The 13,349-nt window shown below is 68.5% G+C and carries 16 protein-coding genes and 2 pseudogenes; 7 read left to right on the forward strand and 11 right to left on the reverse strand.

Translation table 11 applies throughout. The features are described from left to right. The first annotated feature begins 191 nt into the window (after positions 1-191). On the forward strand, positions 192-632 hold the full coding sequence (locus ACLJQE_RS37180; RefSeq protein ID WP_410644266.1) for an ATP-binding protein: 441 nt from the start codon (positions 192-194) through the stop codon (positions 630-632). Next, a pseudogene (locus tag ACLJQE_RS37185) lies at positions 583-1,593 on the forward strand (IS256 family transposase); the annotation flags it as partial. The gene ACLJQE_RS37180 and the pseudogene ACLJQE_RS37185, both read left to right, overlap by 50 nt. Before the next feature lie 69 nt (positions 1,594-1,662). Here ACLJQE_RS37185 and ACLJQE_RS37190 read toward each other — a convergent pair. The 8 genes from ACLJQE_RS37190 to ACLJQE_RS37225 form a co-directional block, all read right to left on the reverse strand. Further along, entirely contained in the window at positions 1,663-2,061 is a 399-nt protein-coding gene (locus ACLJQE_RS37190) for a hypothetical protein (RefSeq protein WP_410644267.1), read from the reverse strand. 89 nt (positions 2,062-2,150) lie between these two features. Next, positions 2,151-3,083: an alpha/beta fold hydrolase gene (locus tag ACLJQE_RS37195; protein WP_410644268.1), complete on the reverse strand. Its 933-nt coding sequence runs from the start codon at positions 3,081-3,083 to the stop codon at positions 2,151-2,153. Positions 3,084-3,117: 34 nt separating this feature from the next. After that, positions 3,118-4,365 (reverse strand): beta-ketoacyl-[acyl-carrier-protein] synthase family protein, encoded by a 1,248-nt coding sequence (locus ACLJQE_RS37200; protein ID WP_410644269.1) that lies wholly within the window; start codon positions 4,363-4,365, stop codon positions 3,118-3,120. Beyond that, entirely contained in the window at positions 4,362-4,595 is a 234-nt protein-coding gene (locus tag ACLJQE_RS37205; RefSeq protein ID WP_410644270.1) for a phosphopantetheine-binding protein, read from the reverse strand. The genes ACLJQE_RS37200 and ACLJQE_RS37205 overlap by 4 nt, the downstream gene beginning before the upstream one ends. Positions 4,596-4,795: 200 nt before the next feature. Further along, the gene (locus tag ACLJQE_RS37210) at positions 4,796-5,125 is read right to left on the reverse strand and encodes a hypothetical protein (RefSeq protein ID WP_410644271.1); all 330 of its coding nucleotides are present in this window, start codon (positions 5,123-5,125) and stop codon (positions 4,796-4,798) included. 101 nt (positions 5,126-5,226) lie between these two features. Continuing rightward, positions 5,227-5,526, reverse strand: coding sequence for a hypothetical protein (locus ACLJQE_RS37215; RefSeq protein ID WP_410644272.1), 300 nt, complete (start codon positions 5,524-5,526; stop codon positions 5,227-5,229). 1,308 nt (positions 5,527-6,834) lie between these two features. After that, entirely contained in the window at positions 6,835-7,014 is a 180-nt protein-coding gene (locus tag ACLJQE_RS37220) for a hypothetical protein (RefSeq protein ID WP_410644273.1), read from the reverse strand. Positions 7,015-7,388: 374 nt separating this feature from the next. Continuing rightward, positions 7,389-7,763 (reverse strand): CHAT domain-containing protein, encoded by a 375-nt coding sequence (locus tag ACLJQE_RS37225; protein ID WP_410644390.1) that lies wholly within the window; start codon positions 7,761-7,763, stop codon positions 7,389-7,391. Between the two features lie 247 nt (positions 7,764-8,010). Here ACLJQE_RS37225 and ACLJQE_RS37230 point away from each other — a divergent pair, with 247 nt between their 5' ends. The 3 genes from ACLJQE_RS37230 to ACLJQE_RS37240 all read left to right on the forward strand — a co-directional run bounded on the left by ACLJQE_RS37230 (position 8,011) and on the right by ACLJQE_RS37240 (position 9,703). Then, complete coding sequence (locus ACLJQE_RS37230) at positions 8,011-8,163, forward strand: hypothetical protein (protein WP_410644274.1); 153 nt, start codon at positions 8,011-8,013, stop codon at positions 8,161-8,163. 371 nt (positions 8,164-8,534) lie between these two features. After that, positions 8,535-9,071: a hypothetical protein gene (locus tag ACLJQE_RS37235; RefSeq protein ID WP_410644275.1), complete on the forward strand. Its 537-nt coding sequence runs from the start codon at positions 8,535-8,537 to the stop codon at positions 9,069-9,071. Between the two features lie 5 nt (positions 9,072-9,076). Further along, positions 9,077-9,703: a hypothetical protein gene (locus tag ACLJQE_RS37240; protein ID WP_410644276.1), complete on the forward strand. Its 627-nt coding sequence runs from the start codon at positions 9,077-9,079 to the stop codon at positions 9,701-9,703. A 228-nt stretch (positions 9,704-9,931) separates the two neighbouring features. On the opposite strand, the gene ACLJQE_RS37245 is transcribed toward ACLJQE_RS37240, so the two are convergent. After that, a complete protein-coding gene (locus ACLJQE_RS37245) occupies positions 9,932-10,429 on the reverse strand; it encodes a hypothetical protein (protein WP_410644277.1) in 498 nt (165 codons plus the stop codon). Between the two features lie 79 nt (positions 10,430-10,508). Further along, the gene (locus tag ACLJQE_RS37250; protein WP_410644278.1) at positions 10,509-11,003 is read right to left on the reverse strand and encodes a hypothetical protein; all 495 of its coding nucleotides are present in this window, start codon (positions 11,001-11,003) and stop codon (positions 10,509-10,511) included. An 82-nt stretch (positions 11,004-11,085) separates the two neighbouring features. Here ACLJQE_RS37250 and ACLJQE_RS37255 point away from each other — a divergent pair, with 82 nt between their 5' ends. After that, positions 11,086-11,466: a hypothetical protein gene (locus ACLJQE_RS37255; RefSeq protein ID WP_410644279.1), complete on the forward strand. Its 381-nt coding sequence runs from the start codon at positions 11,086-11,088 to the stop codon at positions 11,464-11,466. A gap of 452 nt (positions 11,467-11,918) precedes the next feature. On the opposite strand, the pseudogene ACLJQE_RS37260 reads toward ACLJQE_RS37255, so the two are convergent. Next, a pseudogene (locus tag ACLJQE_RS37260) lies at positions 11,919-12,195 on the reverse strand (hypothetical protein); the annotation flags it as partial. Positions 12,196-12,712: 517 nt separating this feature from the next. Here ACLJQE_RS37260 and ACLJQE_RS37265 point away from each other — a divergent pair. Continuing rightward, entirely contained in the window at positions 12,713-13,168 is a 456-nt protein-coding gene (locus tag ACLJQE_RS37265) for a ricin-type beta-trefoil lectin domain protein (protein ID WP_410644280.1), read from the forward strand. The last annotated feature ends 181 nt before the right edge of the window (positions 13,169-13,349 follow it).

Below are 13,349 nucleotides of genomic sequence, written 5' to 3' on the forward strand. Positions count from 1 at the left end.
CGTCGTCCTCCGACCAAACCGCCGGAATCCACGCTGTGGGACTACGGAGGCTGGATTTGAGCCTGGTCAGGCGGTCAGGTCGGTCGGCGCGAGGGTGCCGTCGGTGACCGCACGGGTCACCTCCCTCAGGACGAGGCCGTGCTCGCCCTGAGGCCACGGTGGCATCGGAACCTGACAACCACGCTGGGTTGATGCAGGAGGCGGAGGCGGAGGCGAGACAGGCGACGACGCTGCGTGACATCGTCGCTGCGTGGGCCGCCGGCTGCGGGCTGGCCGCCGACCTGGTCGAGGATCTACGGCTCACCGTGTACGAGGCGATGAGCAACGTCGTCGCCCATGCCTATCCCGCGGGCGTCGTCGGGTCCATGACCCTGGCCGCCGCCCGTCACGAGTCCGGGGCACGCCGTGACCTCCGGCAGTGCACCCGCCCCGCTTTCCCCCGCCACAATCTCTGTATACGCCCTGTAACCAGGCGATTCAACCGTCGAGCCCGGATGTGGTGGATGATCAGCTGGTTGCGCAGCTGGCGAGCGGGCGCGGGCGGAGGGCCTGCAGCTGACCGGCGAGGGCGGCCTGTTGGCGGTGCTGACCGAACCCGGCCCGGTCGAGATCGCGACTCCGCGGGATCGTGAGGGCACGTTCACTCCGCAGCTGGTGCGCAAGGGCCAGCGCCGGCTGACCGGGCTGGGTGATTTGGTGATCTCGTTGTCCGCCAGAGGACTCACCCATGGGGAGATCGCCGCGCACTTGGCCGAGGTGTGTGACGCCCAGGTGTCCAAGCAGACCATCACCATCATCACCGACCGCGTGATGGACGGCATGGCGGAATGGCAGAACCGGCCGCTCGACGCGGTGTATCCGGTGGTGTTCATCGACTGCGTGAACGTCAAGATCCGCGAGGGCAACGTCGCGAACCGGCCGATCTACGTCGCGCTCGGCGTCACCGTGGAGGGCACCCGCGACATCCTCGGCCTGTGGGCCGGCGAGCACGGCGACGTCGAGGGAGCCAAGTACTGGCTCCGGGTCCTCTCAGAGATCAAGAACCGTGGCGCGGCCGACGTGTGCATCGTGGTCTGCGACGGGCTCAAGAGCCTGCCCGAGGCCACCGAAACTGTGTGACCGCAGGCGGTCACCCAGACCTGCGTGGTACACCTGCTGCACAACAGTTTCCGCTACGCCTCCAAGCGGGACTGGGCGACGATCGCCAAGGACCTCAAGCCGATCTACACCGCCCCGTCGGAGTCCGCCGCGCTGGCCGCGTTCGGCGAGAAGTGGGAGCAACGCTACCCGGCGATTATCAAGCTGTGGGAGAACGCGTGGGCGGAGTTCGTACCGTTCCTGCAGTTCGACAACGAAATCCGCACGGTATGCGCCACGAACGCGATCGAGTCGATCAACGCGCGGATCCGGCGGGCGGTCAAGGCCCGTGGCCACTTCCCCACCGAGGCCGCCGCGCTCAAGTGCGTCTACCTGGCCCTGATGAGCCTCGACCCCACCGGCACCGGACGCAAACGATGGGTCGCCCGCTGGAAAGCACCCCTCAACGCCTTCGAACTCGCCTTCCCCGGACGCCTGCACACAACCGGGAAGTAAGAGCCCAGCAAGATCAGTTACACCAACTTCTTGACAGACCCGACGGACCCCCAGGGTGAGGGATGTTCGCTACTGGCCGCAGAGGGGCGGTGCGCCGTGCTGGCGGTAGTAGGTGCGTTTGACTTCGGGGCCAGGGACGGCGATGCCCGGTGGCGGCGCGACGGCTTTGGCGCCGGCGCGCTCGATGCCGGGAATCTCGGCGTCGACCGGTAGGTGGGCGAGCGCGGCCAGCTCTGGCACGGACAGCAGGTCGCCGCGGTCGAGGCGCCGGGTTCCGAGGGCTTGAGCTGGGTGGTGCAGGCGGACTCGGTGGAAGTGATTGTGCTCGGTGTAGGCAGCGAAGCTCGCGGCGAGGGCGTGCGCGCGGCCGCGGGCGGTGTCCCGGACTCGTCGGACGTCGGCTTCGGCGGCGTCGGCCGGGAGGTGGGCGGTGACGGCGTAGCGGACGACGGCCTCGTACTCCTCCACCGGAAGGCCCTGGCGGACCGGGCCGTGTATCCCTGGCTGCCGAGCCCGGCTGTGGCCGGTAGTGCATGAGTCGGCCCGGGAGCTGCCCCCTAGTTTCCCGGGCCGACGCGGCGGGCCGGATCGGTGTCGTGTTCGCTGCCGTGCCCGGAGCCCGTCCTCGCCCCGTGGTCGGCCACATAGGACGCCGGTTCCACCGGCTGGTCGGTGAAGAAGCGGACGGCCAGGTCCGCGACGTCGGCCGCGCGCTCCAGGACCACCCAATGATCGGAATCCCTGATGCTGACGAACCGGCTGCCCGCGATCGTGGCCGCGAACTCCCGCTGCCGGTCCGGGGAGGTGATCGAGTCGTGCTCGCCGGTGAACACCAGCGCCGGCACCCCGGACAGGCCGCCGTCGAAGGCCGGACCGCTGATCAGGGACCGGCGCAGGTACTCCATCACGTTGGGCACGTGTCCGGCGACGTGCAGCATCGACCGCTTGACGTACCGGTACACCAGGGACCGCCGGGGGATGTGGCGGCTGGGGTCGAGGCACAATTGCATCCGCGCGGCCACCGTGGCGAACGCTTCGGCGTCGCCGACGGCGAGGTGATCGGCCGCTTCGCGCAACGAGGCCTGCTGCGCGGGACTGGTGTGCGAGACCACGCCGCCGAGGACCAGCCGCGCGATCCGGTCCGGGTTGCGCTGAGCGCAACCGAAAGCGAGTTCCGCGCCGTAGGAATAACCGAACAGGTTGACCCGCGGTACGACGAGGTCGTCGATGATCCGGTCGATCGCCTGGCCCATGAACGTGGTCTCCGACCCCGCCGGCAGCGGGTCCGAAGTCCCCATCCCGGGCAGATCCGCGGTCACCAGGTCCGTCAGCGGCGTGATCCGGTCCTCCATGTGGGGCCAGCCGTAACTGCCCTGGAACCCGCCGCCGAGCACGACCACCGGCTCGGTCCGCGGAGCGGGCTGCCGCAGCAGCCGGTAGCTGAACCGCGTCCCGTCGACCGCCAGCGCACGGACAACTTCCTCGTACATGCTCTGCTTTCTGCTTCCAGCAACCGCCGGGGGATCAGTTGCTCTTCGTGAGGACCAACGCGGCGTTGTGGCCACCGAAGCCCATCGACGTCTTCACAGCGCACTCGAACGCCGCGGGCCGCGCTTCCTTGGCGACGACGTCGATCGGGATCCGGATGTCGCGGGTTCGGAAGTTGCCGGTGGGCGGCACCAGCTGCTTTTCCAGCGCCAGGACGGTCAACGCGGCCTCGATCCCGCCGGCCGCGCCGAGCGCGTGCCCGGTCATGGCCTTGGTCGAGGTCACCAGGGGAACTTCGCCGAGAACCCGGTGCAGCATCCTGGCTTCGATGAGGTCGTTCATCACGGTGGAGGTTCCGTGGGCGTTGACGTGGCCGACGTCGGCCGGCGCCACGTCCGCGTCCGCCAGGGCCGTACGCAGCGCCCGCTCGATTCCGGCGCCTTCGGGATCCGGCGCCACCGCCGCGTAGGCGTCGCTGGAGGCGCCGTAGCCCGCGATGCCGGCCCGGACCCGCGCGCCCCGCGCCGCCGCGTGCTCGGCTCGCTCGAGGACGACGAGGCCGGCGCCCTCGCCGACGACGAACCCGTCGCGGTCGGCGTCGAACGGGCGGCACGCCGTCGACGGATCGTCGCGGCGCGTGGACACCGCCCGCATCTGGCAGGCACTGGAGATCAGCAGCCGGGAACACACCGATTCGGCGCCGCCGGCGATGGCGATGTCGCACGCCCCGGAGCGCAGCAGCTGCAGAGCGGTGCCGATCGCGACCGTGCCCGAGGAACAAGCCGTCGAGACGCTCAGGCTCGGTCCCCGGGCGCCGAGGTCCATGCAGACGCTGCTGGCTGCGCTGTTCACCGTGGTCATCGGCGCCAGTTTCGGCGAAACCCGGCGCGCTCCCTTTGCCGCGAGGACGGTGCTCTGCTCGTCGTAGAACGGAAGCCCGCCGTGGGCCGAGCCGATGACCACCGCGACCCGGTCGGTGTCCCACACGGCGGTGTCGAGCCCCGCGTCCGCCACCGCTTCTCGGGCCGCGATCACCGCGAGCTGGGAAAACCGGTCCATCATCCGCATGGCCGGCACCCCCAGCCGGCTTTCCGCGTCGAGGTCGTCGATGGTGTACATGAAGTCGCACGACAGCCCGTGCAGTTCGGCGCGGTGCCGGACGCCCCGCACAGCACCGGACCGGGTCACCCCGTGCCACGCGGCATCGGCTCCGATGCCCGCGGCGGTGACCAGCCCCAGGCCGGTCACCGCCGCGGTGAGCCTGCTGCGGGAGCGTGCCGTCACGCCGCGGTCTTCTCGTCGACCACCGTGGTCAGCTGCCCCACGGTTTCACGGGTGGTCAGCTGGATGTCTTCGAGGTCGATGCGCAGGCGTTCCTCGAGCAGCACGCGCAATTCTTCCAGGGCGAGAGAATCCATGCCGAGCTCACGCAGCGAGGCCTCGGGCCGGACGTCGACCGGTTCCACGCCGAAGTTCCGGGTCAGGAGGGTGGCGATTTCTTTTTCAGCGGTCACGCTGCTCTGGACTCCCATTCACATTCGCGCGAACCACATTGCTGCGGTCGCGACACGGCACATCGGCAGTTACCCCGCGACCGATAGTTATATCCGCCCGCGTGACAAATGGGCGCTACTTAGCTCGATGGAGTGAATGCCTGGTCGGGCTGAAATCGCTGGCCGAAGCCGCTCCGCCGGGTGGGCTCGACGCGCGTCGCTCAGTTGCCGGTGCCGGTGCCGCCGTCGGACACGCCAGTGCCCGCGCAGCTGTCCGGCGACTCGCCGTTGCCCACGCCGACGCCGTTCGCGACGTCGTGGAGCGGCACCTGAACGAGCAGGACGTTGACGTCGTTCTCGCAGAGCCCGACCGTGCCGCCGACGTCGTGCAGCGCGTCGGTGTTTTCGAGGTTGACCAGGCTGAACTGACTGGTGGAGTCGGAACCGCCTTCGTACCCGTAACCGTCCCAGGTGTCGGCGGCGGCGACGCCACCGGCCAAGAATGCACTGGCACCGAGCGCACTGGTCACGACGAAGAACTTCTTCAGCATGCGGGAGACTCCTTGGATCCGGAAAGCTTGACAGGGCGACTGCGACGGTGTTCCGCCGCGCGCGAGCAGAAAATACTGGGGTACCGGTCCGGCCCACCACTTCAGAACCCATCGTGTGAGCCTCGCGGGCCGCCGAGCGCGGTGTCGTTAACCCGGTCGTGGCACCAAGGCTTCCCCGGCTTCCGATCAGGCAGGAGTCTACGATCGGCCGGACCACCCGGCCAGGTCAAAACCGGGATCATCGGTGCTCTTCGGCCCACGGCAGCAGCTTCCGCTCGAGGTACGATGACGAAACCGAGCCCCGCGTCGGCGCCGACGAACTCCGCGATCACCGCGCCGATGACCGCGAGCCAGATCGCCACCTTGAGCCCGACGAAGATCTGCGGCAAGGCGTGGAGCAACCGCAGCCTGAAGAACTCCTGACGACGAGAGGAACCTCACGAGCGGAGCAGCTCGACGAGCTCGTGCGGCGTGGACTTTATCCTTCGGCCCTGGCCGAAACCGAACCACACCAGCAGGATCGGGGCGATGGCGATCTTGGGCACCGCGTTCACCGCGAGCAGGACCTGGTAGATGCTCGAGCGAAAACCGCTGGATCGCCGCTCCGTTGTCCTGCAGCCCGTCTAGTAGCTCGACGAAGGCTACGGTCAGTGGTCGGTATCGGCGTATCGGGGGTTCCGGCGGAGGGGGTTTCGCAGGTGGGCGGCGGAGACGACGAAGATCGAGTGTTATGCGCCTCACGATCGGGCTCCTGACTCTGCCGACCGCTGCTGATTCTCGCCGCTGTGATGACGAGCGCGGCCGGTGGACAGATGCGGTCGTCGTTGGCGGTCGATCGTCGCGAGGGCAGGGACTGGGCGCTCCGGCGCTGTCCGCTCGATTCTACCGCGTTGCCGGAGTCACAGCGGTGTTTCCGGGCCGGTTTCTGAACGCTCGACGCCCGGGCACAGCCACCCCGGCCGAGGGGAGGCTCTGCGCTCTCCTCGGCCGGTGGTGGCGTCGACGAGTCACCTGACGCACAAAAGGACCGGGAGACCCGCTCCCCGTGGACCGAGGCCCCTTCAGCAACCAGGGCGTGCGGGCGCAGAGTTCGGGCATGACTGTCGCCGAACGCCGAACGCCGAACGCCGGAGGGCCCGGACAGGTACGTCCCGCGGGCCGGTCCTGCTCCAGCCCACCCGTATGCCCTGCCTCATCCACCGTGGCCGAGACGACGTGCAGCAAAGGCCTCGTGAGTATCTTGGTTTCAGCCGGTGGGTCTTCTTGGGGTTTTGGTGCTCGGTTGAGCTGCGGGACTGTCGCGGTCGCGGCGTAGAGCCTTGTCGTACTCCGCGATGGTCGAGGGCTGTGAACGAGGAGATGCCCCGTCGGTCGGCTGGCGTGTGCGACGACGCCTCGCGGAGTGTGACGCATGTCGGCCGACCAACGTGTCCCATGCGGGGAAGTCGGAGTCGGCGTCCGTGTCGCAGGGCAGTACCGGCCGTTGTGCCACCTTTGGTGTGGTCTGCTTCGGCCGGAGGATCTCAGCGACCTCGGCGACGATGCCCAGCGGCTCGATGACGATTCGCCCGTATCCCTCCGGCGGGAGGGCCAACCGCGGGGCGTCGGCCAGGTAGTCGGCCACCCGGTCGACCGCCGCGCGGTCGGAGTCCGGCGGCGTCGCGCTCGGCTCGGCTGGATGCTTCGGCTCCTGGTCGAGGAATCGAGCGTCAGGGCCCGATCCAAACCTCGGTACCGCCGGTGGTGCCCGGCGCCCCGTCGTCGTCGGACCGTACGCCCAGCGATTCGGCCAGATGCGCCAGCATCATCGGTTTCGCGGGATTGCCGGCCGGGCACTCGGCGACCGCCTGTCTGCTCAGGTTGATTGCCCGCCGAAGGTCATCGGGCACGCCCGTGAGCTGGAATCGAACCTGGTGGGCGGCGCCAGGTTGGCGAGGTGGGCAGACCTGCGCTCGTGGTCGTCACGTGCCGTCGCCGCGAGAGCTTCCTCGAGCACCTCCACGGCATGTGCGAGGGAGGCCGGGGCGCCCGGCTCTTGAGCCCGGAGGATCAGTTGCCCCGCCTCCGGCCCCCCGTGCAGGGGCCTCTCCGCGCGACATGGTCAGACACGCCTGCTGGACACACAGAACACGGGCAACCGGGCCGCCGGTGCCAACGCGCGCGCTACGGCCTCGTCGAACACCCGGGCGGCGACCCGCTTCGGCCACGGCAGCTGATCGGCCACCGGCGATGTGGACAGGCGGGTCCACATCGCGTGGACGCGTTAGGCCAGCTCGGCTCGCCGGACGCCCCACAATGCGGCCACGGTCTGTTGGTAGGCGGTCAGCGCGTCGGTCTCGGGCAGGCGCTGGCAGAAGTCGGCCACGACGACCGCGGATAGCAGGTCGTCGACCGGCAGGATGGGCGCAACCACGTGCCTGCAACCCGAGACAAGGGCGGCGTTGGAGAACGACAGCGCCTCGCGCTCGTGGTGGGCGTCGAGGCGGCGCCCCGTCTCGCAGGAAGCGAGGAACAGCATGTCGACGTGGGCGAGTGAATGCCGGGCGGCGATGTCGAGGATGGACAGACCGGCTGCGCCGAGGCGTAGCGACGAGTCGAGCAGGGTGACGCCGTGCGTGCCGTGGCAGCGCCAGGGCAGGGTGCGCCTGGCCTGGTTCGGCCGTGGGTACCGGGCATGGGCACCGAGCGGAGGCCCGAATCATCAGGACGACGTCCTCACGGGTGGCGCCGTACCCGTTGCGGCAGCGCCGCAGCAGGTAGGCCTGCCGACCCGACGACAGATCGGTCAGCTCGGTCACGCCAGATACTGTCCTGTCGACAGCTGATACGACTTCGTATCGTTCGCGTCGGCCGGCACGGTGCGCGTCAGCTGCTAAGGAGTCGGCGTGGCGTTGAGCGTCCTCGCGGCGACTCCAGGTGCCGGCGAATGTGTACGGCAGGCCGTGGTGATGACCGTACTCGACGATTCGCACTTGTTCTTCAGGCTGGATGCGCGCCATGTTCAACCTCCCGCCGCCAAGTTCCTCGAGCGACGATGAAGGCCCCGGTGTCAACCGAAGTCTGGGCAGCCCAACCCCGTATTCACTCCATTCAAGGAAACCCGCTCGCATGGGGGTGACTGGCCACCCATCGTCTTGCCAACCGGACTGAGGGGGTGAACGCTGTGGCCCGGGTAGTGGTCCCGGACCCCGGTCATCAACCCACTCGGAACCGTGGCAACAGTTCGGATCCACCCCACGAGTGGAGATTGATCATGAGGCCGACAGCACGTATCACCACGGCCGGACGGGTCTGTCGGGGCCTGACCGGTTTGGGTCTCGCGACAGGGGTGACTTTGCTGGCCCCTGGCACAGCCAACGCTGATCCGGTCGGGTGCACCCGAACCCCCAACGGGTCCGGGGACAACATCGTGTGCACCGCCGGCATTCCCAGCGGTCAAACTCTCACCGGCACCGCTTTCAACGACAGCATCACCATCACCATCACCGGCGCCCCCGTTGCCGGCAGCGTCCTCGCCGTCGGTGGCAACGACACCATTCGCGTTACCGGCACCGCAGGTTCCACCGGTACCGCGGGCGGTGCCGGCGCCAACGGCACCAGCACACACCCGGCCGGTTTCGCCGGCGCGGCCGGTGGCGTCGGCGGTATCGGCGTCACCACCGCCGGGATCATCGACGGCGGTGACGGCGTGGACGGCATCACCGTCATCGGTGGCGCAGGCGGCGCGGGCGGTCTCGGCGGAGGAGGCGGCAGCGGAGTCCTCGGTGGCGCAGGTGGCGCAGGTGGTGTCGGGGGCGCCGGCGGCGCCGGCGGTATCGCCAGCGCGGGAGCCATCCACGGCGGTGCCGGTAATGACACCATCACCGTCACCGGCGGCGCCGGTGGCCTTGGCAAACCGGCGGTAACGGCGGCAACAGTGGCCCCTCCGCCGGTACGGGTGGCGTAGGCGGCGTGGGTGGTGCAGGTGCCGTCGGTGGGATCGGTAGCTCCGGGAGCATCACCGGCGATGCCGACACGAACAACATCACCGTCCTGGGCGGCCTCGGTGCCGCAGGCGGTAACGGCGGGAACTCCGGCGCGGGGCACGGCGGCGGCACAGGCGGTAAAGGCGGCGTCGGCGGTGCCGGGGGTCTCGGTAGCTCCGGCACCGTCACCGGCGGTGGCGGCGTTGACACGATCAAAGTCACCGGCGGGGCCGGTGGCAACGCCGGGACTGGCGGCAAGGGCGGCAACGGCAACGGCCTCGGTCAGCCCGGTGGCGCCGGAGGAGCCGGTGGTGCGGGCGGCGCAGGCGGTGTCGGTAACAACGGGACCGTCAACGGCGGGCTCGGCGACGACACCCTCACCGTGACCGGTGGCAAGGGTGGTAACGGCGGCGCAGGCGGAAACGGCGGCAACGGCTGCCTCCCCGGTGTGGGTGGCCCCGGCGGCTCCGGCGGCACTTTGGGTGCCGGCGGTGCCGGTAACTCCGGGACCGTCACCGGCGGTGGCGGCACGGACGTCATCGCCCTCGTCAACGGCATCAACGGTGTCAACGGCGCCAATGGCGCGGCCGGCGGCATTGGCGTCTGCCTCTGACGAACGGCAGCATTGGCGTGAAGTGCCAATAGCACTGGAAGGCAGCGGCAACATCACCGGCACGCCGAAGGTGTTGCCGCTGCCGACCAGCCCGTGGCCGTCCGGCTCCGGCGGACCGCCGCGGCCACGGTCGCTGATCACCAAACGCACGGCGTCGACCTTCTTCCTGGGGCAAATCTGGTATGGCGGCGTGCCGAGCAGCGGACAGACCCGGCAACAACACCACGTTCAGCGGACGGCCTTGAAGTGGACGAACCATGTGGTGTGGTAGGTCATGCCCTGGCAGCGTACGTCGGTGTCGGCTTTGAGCTTCACGGCGTCAATCATTTTGTACGGGTGGTTGGCCTCGTGCTTCGCGAGGGTGGGCAGGTGGGGGCCCGCGCCGACGGTGGACAGTTCGATCTGGTCGTGGCAGTAAGGCTTGTCGGCGGGGTTCGCGAGGGTGTCGATGACGACGTCGCCGGCGGAGATGGGCTGTACTTCGGCCTTCATGTTGGCGTGCGGGTTCGTCAGGGTGAGGGTGACGTACGCGGTTTCACCCGGCAGCAGAACGCCGATTTGGGTGCCGGGAACCGTGGCGTGGATGACGGACTCGGGCGAGCCTGCCGCGCCGTTCGCGATGTTGTACTGGACGACCGCGGCGATCGAGAAGACGCTGACGGCCACTACGGCACCTACGGCGGCGTGGATGAGCGGCAGTCGATTGTCCTTCCCCTTACTGCGCATGGGTTTCTCCATTCTAAAATCTACCGATGGTGTGCGACAACCACATGGTCGCCGGCCTCGTGGTTGTCGCCGGTCGCCTCTAGCGGACGGCCTGGAACTGGGCGGTCCAGGTCGTGTGGAAGGTCATGGCCTGGCAACGGATGTCCGTGTCGTCCTTCATTTTCACGGCGTCGGTCAGCTTGTACGGGAAGTTGGCCTCGCTGACGGCCAGCGTTGGCAGCAGCGGGTCCGCGCCGGCCACGGACAGTTCGAGCTGACCTTGGCAGTAGGGCTTGTCGGCGACGTTCCCGACGGTGTCGATCACGACGTCACCGGGGGTCACGGACACCAGCTTGATCTTCACGTTGGCGTTCGGGTTGGACAGGGTCAAGGTGACGTAAGCCTTCTCGCCGGGCAGCAGCGTGCCGGTCTGCGCACCGGTCACGGTGGCGGGGGTCATCGCTTCGGCGGAACCGGACACCCCGCCTGTGGTGCTGTCCTGGACGAACGAGGCGACTGCGAAACCACCGACTCCCACCAATGCGCCGACAGTGGCGACGACGAGGACGGACTTGGCCTTGTTGTTGATACGCATGGAACTTCTCCTCGGATTGACTGGACTCGGTACTCAGGGTTGGGTCGTCGGTGCCGGTTCGCTGGGACTGACCGTCACCTCGGTGAGCGTGCTCGTCGGCGTGGCTGTCGTGGCAGGGATGACCGGCTCCGCCGACGGTGTGGCAGACGGCGTCGTTGCTTCGATCGTCGGTGTCGGTGCCGGCGTGGCGGATCGGCCGGGTTCCCAGGTGCCGGCCGTGCCATCGACCGTCGCGGTCACCACGACCACGTCGAACCCGGTGGCCACCGCTACGCCAGTGGCGGAAAACGTGATGGCCATCAGGGCAATGACGCCGGTTTGGTGGAAGGTACGCATGTGCATGCCCTTCAGGGCTGGATTTCCGGCGTCATGGCGCCATCCTGGGGATCGAGTACTGCGGGCTCGTATCGGTTTCTCGGAGCTGTTCGATGCGCTCGTCGTCTCAGCCGCAGTCAAGCGTTGAACCTTTTTCTTCGTACCCCATACGTCGCCTTCGTGCCGTTCCCTGTTATCAATACCGGCGCGCGAACGTCGAATCGTGATAAATGCCCTCAAATTCGTGTTGAAAACGAACTGTGCATGAATTACGTGCGTGAACGCAGCAGGCCGCGAACTGCGGGTACCGGCCGTGCATCACACTCCTGCCAAAAGCCCTGGTGCCGACCTCATTTCACCCATCCTCGCCGAGGTCCGCCGTCTTACGGCTCACCTGGCCGCCGCCCTGCCCCTGCCCGGCCGAGCGCGCCGGAGAGTGCGTCCGTTCAACGGACAGTGATATCGATCCAGGCGGACGCGGGGCGGGTTCGGGTGTTGTTGCCCCGGACCTCGACGACGTCACAGCTCCGCGACGATCGCGGACGCGGATCACGAGCCGAGGCTCTTCTGCACCGAGGAGCGGACGCCGGCAGTACGGCGGATGCGGGTGGCTCGTCACCGGCACGCGGATGCGCTCGATCCTGCCCGCGCCGCCGCCGAAGATGAACTGCCTGGGCTCGACGTCGCGTTCCAGCCGCGCTGCGCTGGGCTCCAGGACGACGACCCGGTGCCGCGACGACCTGCTCATACCCCACGCCATCAGGACCTTCAACAGGCGGAGAGCGTCCGCCTGGGCGTCGTCGTCGTCGAGGCGACCGACGAACACGGAGTCCAGCAGCGTCACGAAACCCTGGATCTTCAGGAAGTCCGCCGGGATGTGGCCGATATGTCTTCGGACAGTCCTACGCGGCGCTGCCCATCCCCGGTGGCAACGCGAGTTCAACTCCGCGCTGTGACGGAGACTGGCCGATCCACGTTCCGGTCCCGCCGACGTGGTGGGCGGTGCCAACAGGGTTACCATCGTCCTGCAGGCCCCGGACGGCGCCGGCACGACGTGGGCTTACCGCGACATCAGCCTCTCGCGGTAGCGAGCGCGATCGTGCGGGAGCCCGGACCGGCCGGTCCTCCCGCGCGATCGCGCTTCTGCAGTATCGCGCTGGTCCAGCGCAGCGGGTCACTCGGCCGTGCGCAGACCTCGCGGCTCGACCGCGACGGTCGTGGTGCCGATGAGGCCCGCGGGAGTGGACGGCCAGGCGGGTTACTGGGAGTGGTAGCCGTCGGCGTTCGCCCGGAGGGTGGGTGGTTCGTCTTCTCGATGGTGTTCATCGTGGACTCGCGCGGGCCCGGCAGGGCTGTACTGGGTGCGCCGATATCAGAATGAATAGGGGAAGACCATGTTGGTGCGTACCGCGTTGACCGCCTTGTTCGCCGCCACCGCTGCCGGAGCGCTGACCGCGCCGGCAGCCGCCGCAGACCCGGCCGATTACGTGATCGAGACTGCGAACGGCACGGAGCGGGTGTGGCAGCAGACGTGGTGGGATGGCGAGCCCACCATCACTGGGGACTTCCACGGCAGCGAGAACCAGCATTGGATTTTCTGGGGGAACCGCACCATCCAGAACACGGGAACAGACCTGTGCGCTACTGCCCACCATGGCCGGGTCATCGGCGCGGACTGCAACGGCGACGACCCGGGACAGCGGTGGAGCATCCGCGGCGAACACAACCAGAAGCAGCTCCGAAACGAAGAAACCGGCAACTGCGCGACCTACGAGGGCCACGACGACCAGCTGACCCTGCACACCTGCGACTGGAACCGCATCAACCAGCGCTGGTACCTCAACATCTGACCCGCTCGGGGCATCGGAGCCCTGTTCCGCACGGTGTCGTGGGCATCGGGTACGCGTCGCGTGCCTGATGCCCCGTGCCGGACGCCGCGACACTGGGTGTCATGCCGTGGTGGGCTTCGTCGAGGATCCGGTCGCAGCGGAGTTGTCGTGCGGTCAGGGCTGGTGTGCGGAAGGGTCGGTT

Origin of the sequence: Amycolatopsis sp. lyj-346, assembly GCF_046548975.1 — a bacterium.
Lineage (GTDB): Bacteria > Actinomycetota > Actinomycetes > Mycobacteriales > Pseudonocardiaceae > Amycolatopsis.